This window comes from Spirosoma sp. 48-14 (assembly GCF_001898575.1).
In the GTDB taxonomy this organism is placed as follows: domain Bacteria; phylum Bacteroidota; class Bacteroidia; order Cytophagales; family Spirosomataceae; genus Spirosoma.
In genome coordinates this window covers 33646-56223 of record NZ_MKUD01000020.1, presented here as the reverse complement: position 1 = coordinate 56223, position 22578 = coordinate 33646, and the positions used below count along the sequence as shown (strand labels likewise).

19 protein-coding genes are annotated in these 22578 nt (G+C 46.5%); 6 read left to right on the top strand and 13 right to left on the bottom strand.

What is annotated here, in order from left to right; translation table 11 throughout:
* Positions 1 to 10 precede the first annotated feature (10 nt).
* Positions 11 to 721, bottom strand: a complete 711-nt coding sequence (locus BGO59_RS12445) for a MotA/TolQ/ExbB proton channel family protein (protein WP_020597407.1) — start codon at positions 719 to 721, stop codon at positions 11 to 13.
* A 225-nt stretch (positions 722 to 946) separates the two neighbouring features.
* Positions 947 to 1918 carry a zinc-dependent alcohol dehydrogenase family protein gene (locus tag BGO59_RS12440; protein ID WP_293683951.1) on the bottom strand — a complete coding sequence of 324 codons (972 nt, stop codon included), beginning with the start codon at positions 1916 to 1918 and terminating at the stop codon, positions 947 to 949.
* A gap of 234 nt (positions 1919 to 2152) precedes the next feature.
* Here BGO59_RS12440 and BGO59_RS12435 point away from each other — a divergent pair, with 234 nt between their 5' ends.
* Positions 2153 to 2878, top strand: coding sequence for an MIP/aquaporin family protein (locus tag BGO59_RS12435; RefSeq protein ID WP_293683950.1), 726 nt, complete (start codon positions 2153 to 2155; stop codon positions 2876 to 2878).
* Positions 2879 to 2942: 64 nt separating this feature from the next.
* On the opposite strand, the gene BGO59_RS12430 is transcribed toward BGO59_RS12435, so the two are convergent.
* Complete coding sequence (locus tag BGO59_RS12430; RefSeq protein WP_293683949.1) at positions 2943 to 4286, bottom strand: D-arabinono-1,4-lactone oxidase; 1344 nt, start codon at positions 4284 to 4286, stop codon at positions 2943 to 2945.
* Between the two features lie 77 nt (positions 4287 to 4363).
* Here BGO59_RS12430 and glpK point away from each other — a divergent pair, with 77 nt between their 5' ends.
* Positions 4364 to 5863 (top strand): glycerol kinase GlpK, encoded by a 1500-nt coding sequence (gene glpK / locus BGO59_RS12425; protein WP_293683948.1) that lies wholly within the window; start codon positions 4364 to 4366, stop codon positions 5861 to 5863.
* Between the two features lie 65 nt (positions 5864 to 5928).
* On the opposite strand, the gene BGO59_RS12420 is transcribed toward glpK, so the two are convergent.
* Positions 5929 to 6336 carry a Dabb family protein gene (locus tag BGO59_RS12420; protein ID WP_293683947.1) on the bottom strand — a complete coding sequence of 136 codons (408 nt, stop codon included), beginning with the start codon at positions 6334 to 6336 and terminating at the stop codon, positions 5929 to 5931.
* Between the two features lie 161 nt (positions 6337 to 6497).
* Positions 6498 to 7718 carry an NADP-dependent isocitrate dehydrogenase gene (locus tag BGO59_RS12415; protein ID WP_293683946.1) on the bottom strand — a complete coding sequence of 407 codons (1221 nt, stop codon included), beginning with the start codon at positions 7716 to 7718 and terminating at the stop codon, positions 6498 to 6500.
* Between the two features lie 40 nt (positions 7719 to 7758).
* On the opposite strand from BGO59_RS12415, the gene BGO59_RS12410 reads away from it, so the two are divergent.
* A complete protein-coding gene (locus BGO59_RS12410) occupies positions 7759 to 9087 on the top strand; it encodes a hypothetical protein (RefSeq protein ID WP_293683945.1) in 1329 nt (442 codons plus the stop codon).
* Between the two features lie 58 nt (positions 9088 to 9145).
* Here BGO59_RS12410 and BGO59_RS12405 read toward each other — a convergent pair whose 3' ends face one another.
* The 8 genes from BGO59_RS12405 to BGO59_RS12370 all read right to left on the bottom strand — a co-directional run bounded on the left by BGO59_RS12405 (position 9146) and on the right by BGO59_RS12370 (position 19805).
* A complete protein-coding gene (locus BGO59_RS12405; RefSeq protein WP_293683944.1) occupies positions 9146 to 10393 on the bottom strand; it encodes an AGE family epimerase/isomerase in 1248 nt (415 codons plus the stop codon).
* Positions 10394 to 10489: 96 nt separating this feature from the next.
* Positions 10490 to 12982 carry an endopeptidase La gene (gene lon / locus BGO59_RS12400; RefSeq protein ID WP_293683943.1) on the bottom strand — a complete coding sequence of 831 codons (2493 nt, stop codon included), beginning with the start codon at positions 12980 to 12982 and terminating at the stop codon, positions 10490 to 10492.
* Positions 12983 to 13147: 165 nt separating this feature from the next.
* Positions 13148 to 13606 (bottom strand): DUF6702 family protein, encoded by a 459-nt coding sequence (locus BGO59_RS12395; protein WP_367120201.1) that lies wholly within the window; start codon positions 13604 to 13606, stop codon positions 13148 to 13150.
* Positions 13607 to 13703: 97 nt separating this feature from the next.
* Positions 13704 to 15023, bottom strand: a complete 1320-nt coding sequence (gene rseP, locus BGO59_RS12390; RefSeq protein WP_293683941.1) for an RIP metalloprotease RseP — start codon at positions 15021 to 15023, stop codon at positions 13704 to 13706.
* A 160-nt stretch (positions 15024 to 15183) separates the two neighbouring features.
* Positions 15184 to 16356, bottom strand: coding sequence for a 1-deoxy-D-xylulose-5-phosphate reductoisomerase (locus tag BGO59_RS12385; protein ID WP_293683940.1), 1173 nt, complete (start codon positions 16354 to 16356; stop codon positions 15184 to 15186).
* Positions 16353 to 16943, bottom strand: a complete 591-nt coding sequence (locus BGO59_RS12380; protein ID WP_293683939.1) for a hypothetical protein — start codon at positions 16941 to 16943, stop codon at positions 16353 to 16355. Before BGO59_RS12380 ends, BGO59_RS12385 begins: the two co-directional genes overlap by 4 nt.
* Positions 16944 to 16948: 5 nt before the next feature.
* Positions 16949 to 18289 carry an AAA family ATPase gene (locus BGO59_RS12375; RefSeq protein ID WP_293683938.1) on the bottom strand — a complete coding sequence of 447 codons (1341 nt, stop codon included), beginning with the start codon at positions 18287 to 18289 and terminating at the stop codon, positions 16949 to 16951.
* Between the two features lie 13 nt (positions 18290 to 18302).
* Entirely contained in the window at positions 18303 to 19805 is a 1503-nt protein-coding gene (locus BGO59_RS12370; protein WP_293683937.1) for a GH3 auxin-responsive promoter family protein, read from the bottom strand.
* Positions 19806 to 20006: 201 nt separating this feature from the next.
* Here BGO59_RS12370 and BGO59_RS12365 point away from each other — a divergent pair, with 201 nt between their 5' ends.
* The 3 genes from BGO59_RS12365 to mreC all read left to right on the top strand — a co-directional run bounded on the left by BGO59_RS12365 (position 20007) and on the right by mreC (position 22531).
* The gene (locus BGO59_RS12365; RefSeq protein WP_293683936.1) at positions 20007 to 20408 is read left to right on the top strand and encodes a hypothetical protein; all 402 of its coding nucleotides are present in this window, start codon (positions 20007 to 20009) and stop codon (positions 20406 to 20408) included.
* A 176-nt stretch (positions 20409 to 20584) separates the two neighbouring features.
* Positions 20585 to 21610 carry a rod shape-determining protein gene (locus BGO59_RS12360; RefSeq protein WP_020597389.1) on the top strand — a complete coding sequence of 342 codons (1026 nt, stop codon included), beginning with the start codon at positions 20585 to 20587 and terminating at the stop codon, positions 21608 to 21610.
* Between the two features lie 84 nt (positions 21611 to 21694).
* Positions 21695 to 22531: a rod shape-determining protein MreC gene (gene mreC, locus BGO59_RS12355; protein ID WP_293683935.1), complete on the top strand. Its 837-nt coding sequence runs from the start codon at positions 21695 to 21697 to the stop codon at positions 22529 to 22531.
* Positions 22532 to 22578: the final 47 nt, after the last annotated feature.

The following is a 22578-nucleotide window of genomic DNA, read 5'->3' as shown; positions in this document are numbered from 1 at the left end:
TATTCATTCGTTACCGTACACGCGCAGGTTCGTTGGTCGGTTTCTGAAGCACCTCGATAAATTCAAACGCATTGATTTCGAGCGCGAGGGTAAACCGTTCGATCATCATATTAAGCAGGTGATAGCCTGTGTAGGCAATAACCCCAACAATCAGACCGGCGCCCGAGGTGATCATTTTTTCGTATAGACCCCCAGCAATAATCCCAACACTGATATTATCAGACAGCGAGATGTCGTAAAAAATGCGGATAATCCCTGAAATCGTACCGATAAAACCCATCATTGGCGCAATACCGGCAATAATTCCAAGATAGCCCATATTCCGCTCCAGTCGCGATAGTTCGATCTGACCAACGGTTTCGATGGTGCTTTCGATTTCCCGAATGGGCGAACCAATCCGACCGATCGCCTTTTCAAATACACGCCCCATAGCGGTACGCTGGTTTTTAGCGAATGATTCGGCCGACCGAATATTACCCTGGGCCACCATATCGCGGATGTTGTCGATAAAGTTGGCATCGGTCTTCGATTGGGAGCGAATAACGAAGTAGCGCTCAAAAATCAGGTAAAGCGCGGCAAAAAATAAAATGGCGATGGGAATCATAACCCAACCCCCTTTGGCTACCAGGTCGAATAACTGGAGCGATTGGGTTTGGGTGCCCGCTGTGGCAGACAGCGAAGCGGCTGTAGTGTCGACAGCCGGAACCTGAAGCAAAAGCATACGAACGATTCGGGTAAATGGATGAGGTAAGACCAACAGAGTCGTTACAGGAACAAACGTGCGGGTTTTACTGGATATTGTTTCAAAGATAAGGAAGTAACACGGACATCCCGTCCGATGTTAACAAATACAGCCTAAATGCCGATTTTACTTAGCAAATACTTGTCGTCCAGCCGTAAATGTGTATGACAAACTATATAGTCCTTTAGCGTATAGACTAAACCGTCAGGGCTTTACCAGAATCTTGCCCCATCGTCCATGTCGTTCAGCATGATCAACGGCTTCGGTAATTTGATCCAATGAATAGGAGGCCTCTACGGGTAATTGTATCTGGCCCGATGCCAGAAGACTAATTACTTGCTGGGCTACATCCTGCCGGGTTTGACTATCGACCCGTTGCATCCAATCTGTTAGCCAGAATCCTTTGACGGTTAACCCTCTGAATATCATTAACCCCGCATTGATCTGAGGGTCTTGAAGACTTAATACACCATATATAAGCATGGCCCCGCCTTTAGCCAAGCACTTCAGGGCTTCGCTTGCCGTGTGACCACCAACGGCATCGAGCACACAAGCTACGCCAGCCCCTTCAGTAATCTCTTTGACGCGGTCTGTCAGATTCTCCGTTTCAACGTTAACCACTTCGGTAAGGCCAAGTGCTTTCAATTCCTGATTCAGGTCATCGCGCCGAACGGTACCAATGGTTTTAATGCCTCTCATTTTACACAACTGAATCACCATTTTACCAAAGGCCGATCCAGCAGCCGTAAGCATCAGCCAGCCCCCTTCCGGCACCTTAGAATCCTGTACCATAGCATAGGCCGTAAACGGATTGACAAACAACTGAGCCGCCACCTCATCCGACATAGCATCGGGCACCGGAATCAAACTCCGATGATGTGCTAAGGCATAGTCGGCCCAGGTTCCTATAGCCGTAAAACTCACCCGCATACCCGTTCGCATCTGAACCCCTTCGCCCAGGGCATCGACAACACCCACTCCTTCAAACCCGGCTCCAGATGGCAGTTTTGGCCGAATTCCATACAGGTCCTGAACGAACATAATGTCTGACGGATTGATTGGTGCCGCAATCACTTTTATCCGAACCTCATTGGGGCCAGGTTCTGGCAGGGCTGTATCAGCAGTTTTAAGAATGTCGATGGGTTTGCCAGTTTGATCAAAGACAACACGTTTCATTCGCTAATGAGCAGGTTAAATGGTAAAAACTTTGTTGAGTAACCGATAATCCAGAGAGTTTTATGCCTGGAATTTGGATTCCGGCCAAAAATATAATTTAATTTGCATAAACTATTCCTAAACCTCGAAATCAAGTCATCAGCCAATGGTTGTCAATCGATAGTCAGTAGGTAATCGTGTATCGTATACTTTCTGACCATTGACAACTGTTGGTTGACGACTACTCTCTCCCCAATGCACACCTCTCCATTTCTAGGTGAATTAATTGGCACTATGGTATTGCTGTTGCTTGGCAACGGTGTTGTAGCCAATGTAGTGTTAAAACAAACCAAAGGCGAATCGGCTGGTTGGATAGTGATTACAGCAGGCTGGGCTTTTGCCGTTACGATGGGCGTTTTTGTTGCCAAAGCATTTGGTAGCATCGACGCACACCTGAATCCGGCCGTAACGGTTGCATTTGCTGTTGCCACAAACGATTTCAGTCATCTGGTTCCCTACATTACCGCCCAAATGATCGGGGCTTTTCTGGGCACCACACTTGTCTGGCTACATTACCTTCCTCATTGGGCAGCCACACCCGATCCTGGTGATAAACTGGCTTGTTTTTCAACCGGCCCAGCCATTCGGTCAACGGGTGCTAATTTCCTAAGTGAAGCCTTGGGCACCCTGGTTCTCATTCTGGGTCTAGCGGGTATCTCGTCAAAAAATCTTGGTGAACTGGCTATAGGTGTAGGACCTTATTTGGTAGGCATTCTGGTCTGGAGCATTGGCCTTTCTCTGGGAGGTACTACAGGGTATGCAATCAATCCTGCCCGTGATTTAGGCCCACGACTTGCCCATGCCATCCTGCCGATTTCGGGTAAAGGCTCGTCCGACTGGGGCTACGCCTGGATACCCGTCGTTGGTCCAATCGTTGGCGCTATCATTGGCGGCCTACTGATTCGAGGCTTCGCCTTATAATGCAATGTAGAATGTAGAATGAATAATGGGAACTAGCTTGCCACTATTCATTCTACATTGTTCATTATCCAAAAATATTCGTATCCAGAAAGGCGTTGCGGAATTTCCCCTGAGGGTCGTAGTCGGTCAGCATTTTTTTGAATTCCGGCATCTTCTCGTAGCGGGACTGTAACTGTTTGGGCGCAATCGTAAATAGCTTTCCCCAATGAGGCCGTGTGTTGAACGGTGCCAGTTCTTTTTCAATCATAGGTAGTACTTTTCTGACCGAAGGCCAGTCCTGTTTCCAGGTAAAGTGAATGGCTAAACTTGGCCGTTTATAGCAGGGGCTCAACCAGAGATTATCGGCATCGATGGTTCGCAACTCGGTGATCATCAGGTGAGGACTCACAAACTTATTCAGTCGCTCAACCGCAAGGATGGCCTCAACGGCATTTTTCCGGTCTACAAAATATTCCGATTGCAATTCTTTTCCACTGCTCGGCGTGAAACCCATTCGGAAGTGTGGTAGCCGCTCATACCACGGGCCTGGAACGCCCATCTGCTCCGTGCAGTTAACGGCCGATAGTTCGGCAATGGGGTGCAGATTCTTCGTGGCTCGCCTGGCACCGTAAAATTCCGGTTTGGCATCCAGCGTTCTTCCCGCTTCAACTTTGCGTTTAATCCACACCTCGTTGATACGCTTTTTCTGCCAGTCGGTGAATAAACTTACACTATAACCACTCGACATGATGGCTTCAAAATGATCCTGAAGCTGTGCCAGCGGAAGATTTTCGTACACATCCTGCCGCATCTGGAACGTTGGTTGAATATCGAGGGTAATTTTTGTAACAGCGCCTAATCCACCCAGATGCACCACGGCGGCTTTGAAAGCCTCGCCATCTTTAGCTCGCGAAAGTGTACGAATTTCGCCCTTGGCCGTAACGATTTCCATAGCGGCAACGGCCGTAGACAGATTGCCATTTTTAACCCCGGAGCCATGCGTAGCCGTAGCGCAGGCACCCGCTATGGATATATGTGGCAATGAGGCCAGATTATGAAGGGCAAAGCCTTTTTTATCCAGATATGGAGCCAGTTGACCGTACTTCATGCTGGCATCGACGGTTACAGTTCGGGCTTTCGTATCCAGCGAAATCACATCGTCCATCTCCGTCAATGAAATGAACTGATGCGTGCTATCGGCTATCCCATTGAAGCAGTGGCGCGTACCCAGTACTTTCAGTTTATTCTGTTTTTTAATAAAATCCTGTACCTCCTTTATCGACTTCGCTTTGGTGAGTTTGGTGGTGCTGTATTCGTAATTACCAGCCCAGTTTCTGATTTTTTCATCAGCTACCCAGCTAACCAGTGGCGACAATAACGGAGCGGCCAGCAGTGTAGATGATAGCTTGATAAACGTTCTTTTTTGCATGGTTATAGGGTTTTTCGCTAAACTAATTGGATATTTCGACAATATTACAAGCCCAAACGAATATCCCTATACTCTTTATGCCTTCTTACGTAGCCGCCATCGACCAGGGAACGACCAGTACCCGTTGCATCGTATTCGACCGGCAAGGTCAGATTGTTTCGCTGGCCCAGAAAGAACACAAACAGATTTATCCACAACCCGGCTGGGTCGAACATGATCCCGAAGAAATCTGGAAAAATACCCTCGAAGTCATTGCTTTAGCCCGCATAAAAGCCAAACTTTCGGTACAGGATATCGCTGCCGTTGGGATTACAAACCAGCGCGAAACGACGGTCGTCTGGAACCGTCGGACCGGAAAGCCGTATTACAATGCTATTGTCTGGCAGGATATGCGAACGGCGGATCTGGTCAATCAATTTTCTGCCGATGGTGGGCAGGATCGCTTTCGTGCCCAGACGGGTTTGCCCTTAGCTACTTACTTCAGCGGCCTCAAACTTAAATGGCTGCTGGATAATGTAGCGGGACTGCGGGAAGATGCCGAACGGGGCGATGCCTTGTTTGGCAACATGGATACGTTCGTAGTATGGAATCTGACGGGCGGATCGCAAGGGGGGTTGCACCTGACCGACGTAACCAACGCCAGCCGAACCCAACTCATGAATCTTCAGACCCTGAACTGGGACGATGATTTACTGCGTGACTTTACAATTCCTCGCACAATGCTTCCTCAGATTCGCCCAAGTAGTGAGGTTTACGGCAATGTGGCTTCAGAAGTACTGCCGGGTGTTCCGGTGGCAGGTATTCTGGGCGATCAGCAGGCTGCACTGGTTGGTCAAACCTGTTACGAACCGGGTCAGGCAAAAAACACCTACGGAACTGGCTGCTTCCTGCTGATGAACACAGGTACGGAGCTACGCACATCGACCTGTGGACTGCTGACTACGGTAGCCTATCAATTTCAAAATGAACCCGTTCACTACGCACTCGAAGGCAGTGTAGCCATTACGGGGGCACTTGTGCAATGGCTACGCGACAACTTAGGCATTATCAAGAAAAGTACGGACATCGAGACCCTCGCCCGATCCGTTGACGATAACGGTGGAGCCTACTTCGTTCCGGCTTTTTCGGGCTTGTATGCGCCCCACTGGAAAGCCGATGCGCGGGGGGTTATTGCAGGGTTGACGCGTTTTGTCAACAAGGGGCATTTGGCGAGAGCCGTTCTGGAAGCAACCGCCTATCAGACCGTGGATGTCGTTCGGGCGATGGAACAGGACGCGGGGGTATCGCTGAGCTCGCTTCGGGTCGATGGCGGGATGGTTGTCAATTCGCTGCTGATGCAATTTCAGGCCGATGTGCTCGACCGACCCGTTATTTGCCCCCGTATGACCGAAACTACGGCGTTGGGAGCCGCTTATGCTGCAGGCCTGGCAGTCGGTTACTGGCAAAACCTCGACGATTTACGGCAGAACTGGGGTATTGCAAAAACGTATGAACCCGCTATGGAAGATGCGCAACGGGCCAAACTCATGCACGGCTGGCAAAAAGCCATCGAACGTTCGTTTGGCTGGGAAGAGTAAATTTTTGTCATCCCGGCGAAGGACCGGGCCACCGGGATGACAAAAGCAGCTAACTACCAAATCCTTTATTTTGCCTGATTCGTAAAGTCAACAACCGTCAGATCACCGATCCAGGGACCCACAACTTTGCCAAACTCTTTGTGAGCTGGGTGAGGCAGATAGGCATCGCGGTCTTTTTCAGAATCGAAGGTCAGAATAAACGCGTGAGTTAGTCCATGGGCGTGATTTTCAGGACTGTTGTTGGTTCCCCACTGAAACCCTTTGATTTCCTTGATTTTTGAGGGCAGCGCTTCAAAAGCCGCTACGATTTCCTTTACTTTCTCGGGAGTGGTTTCGGGCTTGAATTTGAAGAGCACGATATGCTGAACAGAATTACTTTTCATGGTTTTTACGGGCGGATCGCCGTTAAGTGTGTGTGCATTTGCGGTAACCGAAAAAAGCGCGAAAGCCGCAAGAATCAGCAGTTGTTTCATGATTAAACGAGTTTAGACTATCAAAGAAAAGAAAAGTGCCGCCCTACTTGAGAGCGGCACTATCTGAACCGGGATTTATACGATTTAATTGACCGACTATGATTTGTAGATAGCTTTCGAAGAAAGTATAATCAAGGTCAGTCAATAAAATCAGTTTAATCCTAGCTTAGTTTCGCTTTCAGGTTGGTATCCAGCGCTTCGAGGAAGTCTTCAGTATACAGGTAGTGCTCACCGGCTACCAGATTCTTCACATCGGGGAACGCCGACAGAGCCAGGTCTTTGGTCATTTTGCCGCTTTCAACCGTTTCGACGCAAACAGCTTCGAGGGCGTTAGCAAAATCGATCAGTTCCTGATTACCATCCAGTTTACCACGGAAGGCCAGACCACGGGTCCAGGCATAAATCGACGCAATAGGGTTAGTAGAGGTCTTATTCCCTTTCTGATATTCGCGGTAGTGACGGGTAACCGTACCGTGAGCTGCTTCCGCTTCCATCGTATTGCCATCGGGCGTCAACAGAACGGACGTCATCAGACCCAGTGAACCGAAGCCCTGAGCAACCGTATCCGACTGAACATCACCATCATAGTTCTTACAAGCCCATACGAAGTTTCCTTCCCATTTCAGCGCCGAAGCCACCATGTCGTCGATCAGACGGTGTTCATAATGAACGCCTGTGCTCTTGAACTCGGTTTCGTAGATTTCCTGGAAGATATCTTTGAAACGGCCGTCGTATTTTTTCAAGATGGTATTTTTGGTCGAGAGGTACAGCGGCCAGCCTTTCTGAACGGCTACATTGAAGCACGAACGGGCAAACCCTTTGATCGACTCATCGACGTTATACATACCCATGGCAACACCTGGGCCTTTGAAGTTGAATACTTCGTACTCCTGAACGGTACCGTCTTCGCCTTCAAATTTCATGGTCAGTTTTCCTTTGCCAGGAACCACAAAATCCGTAGCCCGATACTGATCGCCAAACGCGTGACGGCCTACGATGATCGGTGCTTTCCAGTTTACAACCAGACGAGGAACATTGCTCATCACAATCGGCTCGCGGAACACTGTACCATCCAGAATATTCCGGATCGTACCGTTTGGCGATTTCCACATCTGCTTCAGATTGAATTCTTTAACACGGTCCTCATCGGGGGTGATCGTAGCACATTTGATACCGACACCGTATTCTTTAATGGCATTAGCCGCATCAATCGTTACCTGGTCGTTGGTTTCGTCGCGGTATTCGATGCCGAGGTCGTAATATTTAATATCAACGTCAACGTAGGGCAGAATCAGCTTGTCTTTAATGAATTTCCAGATGATACGGGTCATTTCGTCGCCATCCAGTTCGACAACCGGATTCGCTACCTTAATTTTCTCCATTGGACTTGGTTCTATAAACGATTGAAAACGATACAAAAACTTGGCCGCAAAAGTAGTGAATATCGCCCAAATATGGGTAGCACGTAGGGGTGCGGTTTCATTTGTAATGATAAAGCGAAAATGGGAAGTAAGACATGATAAGTTTTATTACTTTTCTACATCAATCCGCACAAAGCATATGGCTAGCCGAAAATTTATCCTTTCCACTCTTTTCATTTTCCTGAATACAACCTTTCCAAATTATGCACAACTCTTTTTTTCTCCCGGTTACGTTGTTTTGACGAACGGGGATACTCTCAGAGGAGAGTTAAAGGAACAAGGAAATAAGTCGATCTTCTTTCGAAAAAATACAAACAGCGCCCCACAGCCTTATGATCCTACCCAAATCAGTAGCTACTACTCCGACAATACAAATCACGTAGCGGTAACGATTACTGAATCGCAGCAGGAAACCATCTATTTTATGCGGGAGGTAATCAAAGGCTATGTTAGTTTGTACCGATTGCTTTATCCTGAAGGCCGATTAACCCATACAATCCGGCTCTCGAATGGGTCGTTTATACCGCTCCGGGGTACTATCGCGTTACTAATGCTCACCAATAATTTAACGGAGTGCAGGAACTCAGAATTTACAAGACTACTTAATCCACAATTATTTTATAACTCAGAAATTCAGCTTAAACGAATTGTAAACGCATATAACCAGTGTGTTCAACCTAATAAAGTTGTAATTCAGCCCCCCTTGAAAAAGCGCTTTAGTTACGAAGCAGGGTTGTTTCTGAGCGGTTTACAAAACAACTGGTTGTACGGAAGAGCTGACAAACCCAACACTGTTTACTACGACCCCTATGGACTTTTTAGCCCGTTATATACAGGTACTCTGGGTGCTATGTTTACCATATTTCCCCGAAAACGTCTTTCGGGAAGTATAGAGTTTATAACCAGCTATTATAAAGGGAATCGAAATGTACCTATTACCGACCCATTAGATCCAAGCAATCCTAATTATAGACTTTACTCTTTTGAAGAGCATTATGTTTGCTTACCGATTTCTGCTCGTTATGTATTTATAGACCAACATATTCGCTGGTATGCCAAAGCGGGGCTAATGCCTTCATTAACGACGTCAGTAGAAGGAAATTATTTTGATAGCGGCCAGCAGCAAACTTCACCCATCACTATTCTAAACAAAAAGAATATTGGTATTGGCTATTTAGTAGGAGTGGGTACCGATATACCTATTAAAGAGCAGCATGTATACGTTGAATTCCGAATGGCACCGCATTTTGTGTTAGATGGCGTAACCCGCACAGCTATATCACGCTCCTATCAGTTTATCGTATACGTACCACTCATTAAACATTGGTAGAATATCCAATAAAAGTAATATGTTAAAAAAAGAGGAGCTCCTCTTTTTTAGTAGCTGATCATGAATTAAGCGTGATACGTGAACGTCCGGGCTGGGGAGTGGCTTTAAGTGGCTCGCAGGAAAGCAGAAGTTTGGCCGTTTCGGTCAGGCAACGGATAAGCGAATAACAGCCAACGGTCGGAATCGCTTTGGCCATTATTAGCGGTTGGCCCTGGCTATCAATAACTAAATGCCAGCCTGTTGCTTTTGGGTCAGGAAAATACTGAAACGTATAATCGTGAATACGCTTGAACCACTTCAAACAATCGGCATTATTCGTGTGATAATAGCACTTCAGCAGGGCCGAAAGCGCTTCTGCATGTACCCAGGCCCATTTTTGCTGAGATTCTGGAAAAACAATTGGCTGTCCTTTGAAGTCGATGTATTGATTCAGACCAGCCGAGGTTTCGTCCCATCCCTGTTCACACATCTGTTGGCACCAAGCAACCACCTGTGACACTACCTTCCGATTAACGACACCAGTTCCTGCATGTTTAGCCCGATCCGTTTCGGTGTGTAGGTCGAGCAGGTAGTTAGCCGCCTGAAACGTCAGTCCAACATTCAGCCGACGCCCTTCAGGGGTATTCAAAAAACCACCATCGGGCAGGATGTATTCGCGAAGGGTATCCGTTCGTCGATCGACAAACTCTTGTAGTATTTCCAGAACGATGGCATCCGTCGCCTGCTTCCACGATTCTTCGTCCAGAAGTGGTTGCATAGCCATGGTAGCTTTCAGAAATGCCAACGCTTCGGCCAAATGGCGGGTCTGACGGTATTTTTCGGGGCTTAGTGCGTGTGCTTGCAGGCTAATTCCCCGACGCTGATGGGCACTTGAAAAGATTTGCTTGGCCAGCATCTCCCATTCATCTTCAGCCGTAGCCCGAAACAGCTGCACATAAGCCATCAAGATATAAGCATCGGGCGTAAAATCGGCGGAAGCTGCAACCGGACGGCCACGACGATCAAGTTGCGCGTAGTACTGGTTCTGGTCATCGTGGGCAGACTGGCTTAGAAACATAGCCCCATGCCGTGCATGATCGAGCCAGGCCGTTTGTCCGTCAAATGTGTTGTAGAGCCAGGAAAACGCCCATGTCTGCTGCGCCTGAACAATAACGGATTTATCACCGTCAATGGCTCCGCCTGTTGCCGTCAATCCATCAAAATATCCTCCGCACTGAACATCCAGGCTATGTTTAAGCCAAAACGGCACCACCTGACGCAATAGCGCCTGCTGATACTGAGCAGAAAGTTTCTGAAAGTCAAGCACTGGCAGAGTAGCTTAAACTGAACAATGGATAATGTAAAATGAATAATGGATAATGAGCTTATTGTTCATTATCCATTATTCATTTTACATTACCTACTAATATACTTTCTCAACTTCCCGTTGTTGTTCTTTTTCTTCGGGAAGGATAAACTTCATAGGTTTGCCCACTTTGCCGGGGAGCAGAGCAATACTCAGTACCTGATCCACTGTATCAACGTAGTGAAATTTCAGGTCTTTGATGTAGGTCTGGTTTACCTCTTCAATATCCTTCCGGTTCTTTGAGCAGAGAATAATTTCTTTAACGCCTGCCCGGTTAGCCGCCAGAATTTTCTCTTTGATACCCCCTACCGGCAATACTTTTCCACGAAGGGTAACCTCGCCCGTCATCGCGATATAGGGCTTCACCTTGCGTTGGGTATAAATAGAAGCCATCGAGGTTAGCATCGTAATACCCGCCGATGGGCCATCTTTCGGAACGGCTCCAGCCGGAATATGAATATGTAGATCGTAATGGTTGAAAATCCGGTAATCGATTTCCAGATCGTCGGCATGTGCTTTCAGGTACGAAAGTGCTGTAATGGCCGATTCTTTCATCACCTCACCCAACTGTCCTGATAAGGTCAGTACGCCTTTGCCCCGGCTTAAGCTGGATTCGATCAGCAGAATTTCACCACCAACCTGTGTCCAGGCAAGACCCGTGACAACACCCGCAATATCGTCGTCGGCATAGAGCTCTTTATCGAATATTTCGGCCCCCAGCAATTTTGGAATATCACCCGCTTTAATGTTGTGGGTGTATTCTTCTTCCATTGCAATGGATTTGGCAACCTTCCGCACCAAAGCGCCGATTTTCTGTTCCAGGTTCCGAACCCCCGACTCACGCGTGTAGCCTTCGATGATGCGCAGGATGGCTTTATCGTCAATAACCAGATCTTTGGGTTTTAGCCCGTGATCTTTACGCTGTTTTGGAATCAGGTACTTCTTCGCAATCTGTACTTTTTCCTCAACGGTATACCCGGCAATATCAATGATTTCCATACGGTCGCGCAGGGCCGGATGAATGGTATCGAGCGAGTTGGCGGTAGCGATGAACAATACCCGCGACAGATCGAACTCTGTTTCGAGGTAATTGTCCATAAACGTTGAGTTCTGCTCAGGATCAAGTACTTCGAGCAGCGCCGATGAGGGGTCTCCCCGGAAGTCGGAGCTTACTTTGTCGATCTCATCCAGAATAAACACCGGATTGGCCGTACCGCATTTCCGAATGTTCTGAATGATTTTACCCGGCATGGCACCAATGTACGTTTTCCGGTGGCCACGAATTTCGGCTTCATCATGCACACCACCGAGTGCCATCCGGCTGTATTTACGCCCGAGGGCCTTGGCTACCGATTTGCCCAGTGAGGTTTTACCCACACCCGGAGGACCATACAGGCACAAAATCGGCGCTTTCATATCGTTTTTCAGCTTCAGAACGGCGAGGTATTCAATAATCCGCTCCTTCACTTTCTCAAGCCCAAAGTGGTCGGTATCCAGAATCTTCTGAGCCCGTTTCAGATCAAAATTATCCTTGGTATACTCGTTCCAGGGCAGATCGACCATCAACTCCACGTAGTTCATGGTCACCGGATATTCGGGGGCCATCGGGTTGATGCGCTGTAATTTATTCAGTTCTTTATCGAAATGGCCACGCACTTCGGTCGACCATTTTTTGCGATCGGCTTTCATGCGCAACTCATCAATATCGCGGTCGGGGCTATCCATACCCAGCTCGTCCTGCAGGACTTTCATCTGCTGACGTAGATAATAGTCACGTTGCTGCTGGTCGAGGTCAGAAGAGGCTTTAGACTGGATTTCCCGTTTCAGCTCAAGCAGCTGCACTTCTCGGAGCATGAATTCGAGCAGTAAACTTGCCTGCTGGCTTCCATCAATAAGTTCAAGCAAGCGCTGTTTATCCGCCACATCGGCATTCAGGTTCGACGACAGGAAGTGGAGCAGGAACGTTGAGCTTTCAATATTGTCCAGCGCAATACGGGCCTCCTGAGGGATTTCGGGGTTGAGCCGCAAGATTTTGTAAGCCGCATCTTTCAGCGATTGCAATAACGCTTTTCCTTCCTTCTTATTTACGTTCGGGAATGAATCATCGATCTGACGAACCTGAGCCGTCATAAACGGCTCTTCCTGCGTAATCTGCTGAATCTCGAACCGTTTTTTCCCCTGAATAATAATCGTAATATTTCCATCGGGCAGCGTAATCATTTTGATGATATAGGCTACCGTTCCGAACCGATACAAATCATCGACCGTTGGCTCGTCTTTCTGCTGATTGAGCTGAGCCACTACACCAATGATCCGATTGCCTTTATAGGCACGCTTCACCAGCCGGATCGACTTGGCACGCCCGACCGTAACGGGTATAACCATACCCGGAAACAATACCGTATTTCGAACCGGCAAAATGGGAAGATTGGCCGGTAACTCATAGTCTTCATCTAACCCCTCCGGTGATCCGAGCGGAACAATCTCTAAATTATCCGAATCAAAATCGGTCATCAATAAACGGGCTGTTAAGTCTTTATTAAATAGCATATGTACACTGCCAGTGTGGCAGCTTCAATAATGGGTTAGCTACGGCAAGGTACGTATCAACCTAATACAATCCGTATGCCAATTGTATTCTCATGACGAATTGGCCAGGAAAGCGTTGTTACTACAATATTAACGGATTACAAACCTTACTTACTCAGAAATTTATTAACCGAACGATATGTCCTGAACGGGCTGGTTTTTACGAAAAACGAACGTTTTTTTCTGGCCCTGGTACTGGATGTTGACCATATTGACCTGATCGTCAAAGAGCTCCATCAGTACATTTTGTTTCAGCAAGCCGCCCCGAAACGGTTCAGCATACGGCATTTCCAGATAAATCCAGTTTGCATCCGCTTCTACTTCATGCCCTACATATTTTAATGGCTTGGTCTGCTTTTGGGGATTTACGTAGCTAATGTGCGACAGGACGTATTTTTCAATTAGCTCGTCGGCTTTGGGATTCGTTTCCAGATTGATTCGGCTGTGCGACGCTTCAGAGAGGGCTTTTTCGAAATCGTCTGTAAATATGCGAATGCTAATTTCGAACGATCGCTCCTTAGGGTTATACTGCATCTGCGTTACACTGGCATGAAAATCATGGGCGGGTCGACTAGCGGTAAGCAGTATAAGTGAAAGGCAAAGAGGTAGACAGTACGCAACGAACGACCTAAATCGCCTGTCATTCGTTGCGTTGCTTGTTGCTTCTTTGCGTTTAAACTTCTTAAAAAACGGCTTTAAATACATCGTTGAAAATAGCAAAAGCCATCAAGCAGAGCAAAATAACCATACCTACCCGTTGAGCTCCCTCTAAGAACTTGTCGGATGGTTTACGGCCCGAAATAATCTCATAGCCTAAAATTGTTGCATGCCCACCGTCGAGGGCCGGAATCGGCAGCGCATTCATAAAGGCAAGCGCCATCGACAGAAGCCCGGTAACGGCCCAGAACCGATTCCAGTCCCAGATACCTCCAAACAGATTTTGGGCAATACCGATCGGACCGCTTAGCGCTTTAGAGGCAGACACATCACCCCGGAAGATTTTCCCAAATCCTTTAATGTTGTCGAAAACCACCTGAAAAGCCTTATTGGTACCCACTACCAGCGCCTGCCCAAATGTGTAATCTTCGGTGGTCAGTTTCAGAAGCGATTCACGGTAAAAACCGATTGTACCGTCGGGGGTCGTCGTCATTTGTAGTGTAAGCGGGGTTCCACTGCGGTTAATACCCAGGGTAATTGGCTTATTCTTCAATGGCTTAATCGCTTCGACGAACTCATGGTAAAACTGAATAGGTTTACCGTTAAGGCTCGTTATGACATCGCCCGTTTTAAGGCCAGCTTTCTGTGCCGGTTGGCCTGGTGCCAGTTCACCCACTTTAAACGGTTCTATTGGCGCAATAAATGGCTCTGTATCTCCTTTCTTCCCGATAAGCTTGTCGGCAAAATTATTCGGGATATAAATATCAAGCTGCTTACCACCCCGCTCTATGGTGTAATAGCTATTGTTTCCCAACAACACATCCGAACTGCGGATCTCATTGAAATCGACAATATACTTTCCATTAACCTTCACAATTTTATCACCCGTCTGTAAGCCAATGCTTTTGGCCAGATCGTAGGCAACAATTCCGTATTTCGCATCTTTCGTTGCCAGATACGTATTTCCGTTTTTATAGGCCAGGATTACAAAAATCAAAATACCTACGATCACATTGACAATGATACCGCCGAGCATAACGATCAATCGCTGCCAGGCTGGTTTCGAGCGAAATTCATAAGGTTGTGGTTCAGCATTGGTATGGGCCGTATCAAGCGATTCGTCGATCATTCCAGAAATCTTCACAAAACCACCCAGTGGAATCGCCCCCACCCCGTATTCGGTTTCACCCCGCTTTATACTCCATACTTTCGGGGGAAATCCGATAAAATATTGTTCAACTCGCATACCAAATGCTTTGGCAGCCAGCAGGTGTCCTAACTCGTGTAATCCAACCAAGATGGACAGGCCCAGAATGAGCTGTCCGGCCATCACTAAAATTTCCATGTATTCAAAAACCGCTTTGGCGGGCCTTTATGAGAGGTTTCTTTTAAGACTATTTAACGACTTAGTTTAGGAAAGCTTGCCCGATAAACCACTTCGGCAACCTAAATGTAGTAGGTTATGACGGTTAAAACGTTATGTTTAGGTCATATAATGCAAACAGCTAAACCAAACTTTTAATTCGTTCGGTAGCCAACCGGCGCGTCTCTTCATCCGTACGTACGTAGTCGTCGTAGGTTGGACTTTGCACAAATGAAGATTTGGTCAGGCAACTTTCGATAATTTCCGAAATCTCCAGGAATCCAATCTGATCATTCAAAAATGCGTCAACGGCTACCTCATTGGCCGCATTGATAATGCAAGGAGCATTGCCTCCTTTATCGAGCGCGTCGAAAGCTAGTTGCAGGTTTCGGAAGGTAGTACGGTCGGGCTGCTCGAATGTTAAGGAAGGATAATCCATAAAATTGAAGCGCGGAAAATCGGACTTGATCCGATTCGGATAACCTAGCGCAAACTGGATCGGCAAACGCATATCGGGCAATCCCATTTGCGCCTTCAGACTCCCGTCTTCGAACTGAACCAACGAGTGAATAATGCTCTGTGGATGTACGACTACCTCAATCTGATCAGATCGCAGGCCAAATAACCACTTGGCCTCGATCACCTCCAGCCCTTTGTTCATCAACGTAGCTGAATCGATGGTTATCTTGGCCCCCATCGCCCAGTTTGGGTGTTTCAGGGCTTGAGCCTTTGTTACCGTCGATAAAAATTCCCGTGTTTTCCCCCGAAACGGGCCTCCCGAGGCTGTCAGGATAATTTTCTCGATGGGGTTGTGAAACTCACCAACCAGACATTGAAAAATCGCTGAATGTTCCGAATCGACGGGGTAGATATTGACACCTTTCTGAGCCGCCAGCCGCGTAATGAGTTCACCCGCTACTACGAGCGTCTCTTTATTGGCCAGAGCGATCGACTTCCCGCCTTCAATGGCCTTGATCGTCGGCAGCAGACCAGCATAGCCAACCATAGCTGTCAAGACCATGTCGATAGCATCCATCTGAACTACCGAAGCAATGGCTTTGGCACCTGCATATACCTTAATGCCCAGCGGATCGAGGGCCGAAAAGACCTGATCGTAGCGATCTTCATTGCAGATAACCACTACATTAGGCTGTAAGTCAATGGCCTGCTCAATGAGCAGATGGGCGTTATTATTGGTGGTTAGCACTTCCACCTGAAACTGGTCGGGATGCGCTTTTATTACCTCTACAGCCTGCGTACCGATCGAACCGGTCGAACCCAGAATGGCAATATGTCGTTTTTTAATTTCAGTCATTTAGTTCTTAGCAAGTCAAAATTGACTTTAACATTCAATTCTTCTTCAATGGCCCGGATGAAATAAAGACCATCAGGATCGGTGACCAGTAAATCATCAATAAAATCCTGGTTAGTTTTCCCAGAATAATTAATAGTACTTTTGATCCGTTGTATGTATCGCTTACGAGTATCTGCGAGCAAAGGATCGTCCAGCTTCAGTAATTGGATCAGATTGGTTGCTTCTAAGTCATTGGGATTAGCAGTATCATAATTCCCCTCGAAGTAAATAATACGTTGTTCAAAGTCATGTGCTGTCGGGTATAAAACAGGCTGAAAATCTACCCATTTTTTACCCTTCTCACTATTCCACTGCGCCTTAACTAGAAACCAATTTTCATAGTTGTCATCTAGCGTACCTTTGATCGTAGGGTTAAAATGTTCAATATCTTTCTTATCAGCCCGACCTAAATACGTTTCTGTATAAGCACAAATATTAAACTGTTCATCACAAAGCGCTTGTGCCAACTTTTTATTATCTCCACCGTCTTTGTATGTTAACTTCTTTGAAAGAACTTTTGAATCGGCTGGTTTATCAATTCGTCGCATCCAACTCAAAAATTATAACGATTACCTAACTCAATACGATCAGCGATCAACTCATTTTTCCTTTTCTCATCGGTTTCTTGCCGGATTAATGACCCTAGACGGCGATATTCCTGATAAGCTTCTAATCCTTTATCCAGCATGAGTTCATTCAAACCAAAATCCTGCCGTAAGACATCATTTGGGTCATCGCCAATGGGCGCTACCCCGTTTCGGCATTTCACCTCACCGTTTTCATCAAAATACAAAATGAACCGTTCGCATGGCTCAAAGGCGGATGCAATGATCGGCGAGTGAGTTGCAAAGAAGAATTGAGCTTGGGGGGCTAGATCCTTATAATATTGGATCAAGCGACGTTGAATATCTGGAAATAGTGAACGTTCGGGCTCGTCGAAAAGTATTACTGTGTCTGTTGTATCAAATTTGTAGATGGGAATAGCGGTTGCTAGAAGTTGGCGTGTGCCTGTGCTCATATTTGAACTATCTATTTTAACGCCTTGCCTAGTACGTAGCGTAATAGGAACATTTCCTGTCTCGCCATCATTTAATTCTAGAAAAAAGTAATTTAAAATCGGGTTCAGACATTCCTCTGCTAGCTTAATACGCGGATCAGCCTCTACCCACTTTTGCAGTTCCTCTGTGACAGTAGCCTTAGGCGTATTTTGAATAATATTTTTGATCTGAGTTACTGTGGCCTCATCATAATCATCAATCTCTTTAAGTAAATACTGCCAGGTAGATAATGATTGCATATCGCCTAATGAAATAACTTTCTTAGACCCTGCTGTACTAATACGCCCCTCATAGTCTACCTTTTCTTTTTCAACCTGCGTATCGGTTTTAATAAAATCAGAAAAAGTTTGAGGCTGATTTTTTTGATCAAATAAGAATGCATCTGCTTCTCGGGCAATAGATTCTTTTATTAATAGAGATAGCTTCTGAGTATTTTTAATAGTATCTATTAGATTATTATTTTCAAGCCATTTCATTAAAATACCTATTCTTACATTAATAAGTCTATCATACTTACTTAAGTCTTCGGTTTGATAAGAATATACTGAACCTTTATTTTCAATTATAATTGAGAGTGGACTACTAAAAAAATCAAACTTACCCCAATTGCTGTGTATAATTTCTTGATTATTTATGGCAAGATAACTATCTTCAAGTAGCTGAAAGAAATTCCAAATAATAGTCAACAACGTTGTCTTACCCGTTCCACTCTGCCCAATGAAACATACTTTTTCTAACGGCTGTCCTGCTTTTGGATGATCAGCCGGGTAGGTAAAATCAAACTTTATATTTTTAAACTGGCGGTATTCGCCAATGTCAATGCCTGTTATTTTCATTGTTCATTAACCATTATACATTTTGCACTACCTGCAACAACCCCTCGGCGATTTTGCGGTCATTGCTTAGGCGTGGGACTTTGTTTTGGCCGCCCAGCTTTCCTTGAGACTTCATATAGCGCTGAAAGGTACCCCGTGGCAAGGCTATTAATTTGAGCGGCTGTAAGATAGAGCCTGTAATCAGGTCATCGTAATAAACGTTCAGTTCGATCAGGCGATTGTCTAAGTCCTTTGCGAACGCAACTGGGTCATGTGGGGGTGTAGCAAATTCGATGAACCATTCGTGGTAAGGCAGCCCTTCTTTCGGACTAACCATCGGCGCAACCGTAAATTCAACCACTTCAGTTTCAGGATGCTTCTGCATGGCAAACTGCAAGGCCTTTTCTACCTCTTCGCCAATAACGTGCTCACCAAAAGCTGAAATAAAATGCTTGATCCGACCGGTTACCAATAAGCGATAAGGTTCGCGCGACACGAACTTAACCGTATCGCCGATGGAATATCCCCAAAGCCCCGCGTTATTGTTGATGATTACTGCATAGTTTTTACCCAACTCCACCTCGTCAATAGTCAGTCGGCGCGGGTTTTCCGAATAGAATTCGTCAGCGGCAATAAATTCGAAAAAAATACCGCTGTTCAGGAGCATCAACAGACCTTCTTCGGCCTGCGAATCCTGAAACGCAATGAATCCTTCTGAAGCGGGGTAGGTCTCAATGGAATCAATGCGCTTGCCGATGCTCTCAAACAATTTGGCGCGATAAGGCTCAAAATTCACCCCTCCGTACACAAAGAGCGAAAAGTCAGGGAAAACGTCTTTGATTAGTTTGCCTGTCCGCTCCTGAATCCGATCGAAGTACATCTGCACCCAGGGCGGAATACCGGAAATCAGCGACATCGGTTCTGGTAAGGTCTCGTCGATGATTTTCTCCAGCTTCGTTTCCCAGTCTTCGATGGTATTGGTTTCGTAGGTGGGCATCTGATTGGTGCGCAGATAGGCTGGAACGTGGTGATTGACAATGCCCGACAACCGACCAATATTGATCCCTGCTTTCTGTGTCAGTTCGGGACTACCCGAAAGAAAAATAAGCTTTTTATCCAGAAAGGCGCTGTTGCCCGTTTCGGCCACGTAGTTCAGCAGGGCATCTCGGGCCGAGTTGATATGATTCGGAATCGAATCGCTCGTGATCGGGATATATTTGGTACCCGAGGTGGTACCCGACGTTTTGGCGAAGTACAACGGTTTCCCTTTCCACAGAACGTCGGAATCGCCATGCAAAACCTGTTCGATGTATGGCTTCAGGTCTTCATAGTCACGAACGGGAACGGCCTGCCGAAACTCGTCAACTGTTCGTACGTCTTTCAGTCGGTGGTCGCGTCCAAACACCGTATCTTTTCCACCTTCAACTAATTTCTGAAACCAGTTTTGCTGAGCCTGAGCCGGTCGAAACATCCAGTCTTGCTGACGTTCTACTACCCACTTAGCCAACGGCTTACTCACAACCGAACGAATACCCATAATACTGCAAAGGTAATGGAGATTCTACTTTGTAGACTATGCCCATGACCGGGTTAGTCAGAATGGCTTTTTAAACGGTTATTTCTGCCTGAAGCAACTACTGATTTATCAGCTTTGCTGTACGTTATTGTTCAAATATTGTTACTGGTCTGCAACCTTGTTGATGATTAAGCGCATCTAGTGCTAAAAAACGCAATTCATATGAAAAAAATCATTTTCGCGCTGGTAATTATTTCGCTCGGAACAGGACCATGTATAGCTCAAGAGCGCATTGATGCCACCCTGGCTACAATGCAAATGCTCCTTCAACAAACAAGTCTCCCTGCGTCGGCAACGGTTATTAAACCGCTCGCCAAAGCGTATGCGATTCAAATTAACAACCATGTTTTTCCGTTACAAGAAACAACTCATCTGGATTGGAGCAAAAGCGGAAAGGGCGCGTATCAGGTCGAGTTCTTTTTACAAAAGGGAACAGCCATCACTGACGCTACAGACCCCGGTTTTCGTCGAGCTTATTGGAAAATTCCACTCTCATCGAAACAAGCTTGTCAGAAGTTTATAGCGCTTTTCGACAGTCTTCGCACTGAGATGCGGAGGGGATAAGGTTTTGCCTTTACCTCAGATTTGCCTTATTATCGTTACAAACCAATTATTGGAGTGCCGGAAAAACTATTTATCCAGACGTACGATTGGAACGGGAATTTTGTCAGATTCTCCCTATTTTTGTACACTTTTCAAAAAATCAGTACTCGTAATAAGGCGTTCTGCGTCAACCTATAATGGGACTTTTTAATTTTCTAACCAGCGACATTGCAATTGACCTGGGCACAGCGAATACCTTGATTATTCACAAGGACAGGATTGTGGTGGATGAGCCTTCGATTATTGCAATGGACAAAGTCAGCGGAAAAGTGCTGGCGATTGGCCACAAGGCCATGCAGATGCATGAAAAGACGAACGAAAATATCAAAACCATTCGCCCCCTGAAAGATGGTGTTATTGCCGATTTTACGGCAGCCGAACTCATGATTCGGGGCATGATTAAGATGATCGATACGGGCAGCAAGCTATTTTCGCCCTCGCACCGAATGGTCATCTGTATTCCGTCGGGGATTACCGAAGTAGAAAAACGGGCCGTTAAAGACTCTGCTGAGCATGCCGGGGCTAAGGAAGTGTATATGGTACATGAGCCGATTGCCGCAGCCATCGGTATCGGTATCGACATCACCCAGCCCAACGGTACGATGATTGTTGACATCGGCGGTGGCACTACTGAGATTGCCGTAATCGCCCTTTCTGGTATCGTATGTGAACAGTCGATCCGGATTGCGGGCGACGTCTTTACACGGGACATTGTCGATTACATGCGTCGGGAACACAACCTGCTCATTGGTGAACGGTCGGCCGAGCAAATCAAAATGGAAGTTGGTTCAGCCCTGCCTGAACTCGACAATCCTCCAGCCGATTATGAAATCCGGGGTCGTGACCTGATGACGGGTATCCCAAAAGAAATCAAGGTTACCTACAGCGAAATCGCCTACTCACTCGATAAGTCGATCTCGAAGATTGAAGAGGCTACTATGAAAGCCCTCGAGATTTCGCCACCGGAGCTGTCAGCCGACATTTACACCAATGGTATTCACCTGACGGGTGGTGGGGCATTGTTGCATGGTCTGGATAAGCGGCTGGGAGCGAAAACCAAACTACCAATTCACGTAGCCGATGATCCACTCAAAGCCGTTGTGAAGGGTACCGGTGAAGTGATCAAGAATCTGGATTTGTATAAATCTGTTCTGATTAGTTAAAGTAACGCGGGTAGAAACCCGTGCTCTGTAGGTGATCACAAAATCGCTATAGAGCGCGGGTCTCCTCCCGCGTTACTTGTATATATGGGAGAGTTAGTTGATTTTTTCTTACGAAGCCGGAACTTCATCCTGTTTGTGTTGCTGGAAGTACTCTGTTTTTACTTCATCATCAACACCAGCAACTATTGGGGCGTTACGTACTTCAATACCTCGAATCGGTATGCGGCTCAGATACTGGCCTGGTCGAACGCAGCCAATCAATACGCCAGCCTCCGCCAAGTCAATGCTGACCTGGCCCTCGAAAACCAACAATTACACGCTCGACTAACTAAATTGCTTCAAAGCAAACCGGCTGCCCCTGCCGAATATCAGGCCGACTCGGCTTTTGCCGATCGGTTTAAATTTACGGTAGCCAAAGTGGTGAATAACACGACGCAATTCGCCAACAACTACATTACTATCGACAAAGGCACCGACGACGGCATTCGGCCGGGTATGGGGGTTATTTCCCCAACAGGTGTAGTAGGAAAAGTCAAAGTCTGTAACCAGCATTTTTCGGTAATCACGTCAATTCTGCATTCAGAGTTTCTGGTCTCATCGAAGCTGGTAAAAGCAGGTGAGATCGGCTCGGCCAAGTGGGATGGTGTTGACCCTCACCTGATTAAGTTAGATGCTATTCCTCGTTACAAGCCTGTTGCCAAAGGCGATTCGGTTGTTACATCTGAATTTAATTCGACATTCCCCCCTGGTATTTTAGTCGGTCGCGTTCGTACAGTAGGCGTCCAGCCCAATCAGACATTCCATGACCTTACTCTGAATCTGGCTACTAATTTCAGCAATCTATCGTTTGTTTACGTAGTCGAAAATCGACTGAGAGCGGATCAGGATCAGTTAGAAAAACAAGTTGAAACTGAAAAATAAAAGCAGAGGCCGTTAGTCGGTAGCTTATCCAAATGGCTATTGTTAAC

Coding starts and splice junctions, on each gene's coding strand:
- BGO59_RS12445 (WP_020597407.1), bottom strand. CDS start 721: ATGCTTTTGCTTCAGGTTCCGGCTGTCGACACTACAGCCGCTTCGCTG.
- BGO59_RS12440 (WP_293683951.1), bottom strand. CDS start 1,918: ATGAAACGTGTTGTCTTTGATCAAACTGGCAAACCCATCGACATTCTT.
- BGO59_RS12435 (WP_293683950.1), top strand. CDS start 2,153: ATGCACACCTCTCCATTTCTAGGTGAATTAATTGGCACTATGGTATTG.
- BGO59_RS12430 (WP_293683949.1), bottom strand. CDS start 4,286: ATGCAAAAAAGAACGTTTATCAAGCTATCATCTACACTGCTGGCCGCT.
- glpK (WP_293683948.1), top strand. CDS start 4,364: ATGCCTTCTTACGTAGCCGCCATCGACCAGGGAACGACCAGTACCCGT.
- BGO59_RS12420 (WP_293683947.1), bottom strand. CDS start 6,336: ATGAAACAACTGCTGATTCTTGCGGCTTTCGCGCTTTTTTCGGTTACC.
- BGO59_RS12415 (WP_293683946.1), bottom strand. CDS start 7,718: ATGGAGAAAATTAAGGTAGCGAATCCGGTTGTCGAACTGGATGGCGAC.
- lon (WP_293683943.1), bottom strand. CDS start 12,982: ATGCTATTTAATAAAGACTTAACAGCCCGTTTATTGATGACCGATTTT.
- rseP (WP_293683941.1), bottom strand. CDS start 15,023: ATGGAAATTTTAGTGATGGCCGGACAGCTCATTCTGGGCCTGTCCATC.
- BGO59_RS12385 (WP_293683940.1), bottom strand. CDS start 16,356: ATGACTGAAATTAAAAAACGACATATTGCCATTCTGGGTTCGACCGGT.
- BGO59_RS12380 (WP_293683939.1), bottom strand. CDS start 16,943: ATGCGACGAATTGATAAACCAGCCGATTCAAAAGTTCTTTCAAAGAAG.
- BGO59_RS12375 (WP_293683938.1), bottom strand. CDS start 18,289: ATGAAAATAACAGGCATTGACATTGGCGAATACCGCCAGTTTAAAAAT.
- BGO59_RS12370 (WP_293683937.1), bottom strand. CDS start 19,805: ATGGGTATTCGTTCGGTTGTGAGTAAGCCGTTGGCTAAGTGGGTAGTA.
- BGO59_RS12365 (WP_293683936.1), top strand. CDS start 20,007: ATGAAAAAAATCATTTTCGCGCTGGTAATTATTTCGCTCGGAACAGGA.
- BGO59_RS12360 (WP_020597389.1), top strand. CDS start 20,585: ATGGGACTTTTTAATTTTCTAACCAGCGACATTGCAATTGACCTGGGC.
- mreC (WP_293683935.1), top strand. CDS start 21,695: ATGGGAGAGTTAGTTGATTTTTTCTTACGAAGCCGGAACTTCATCCTG.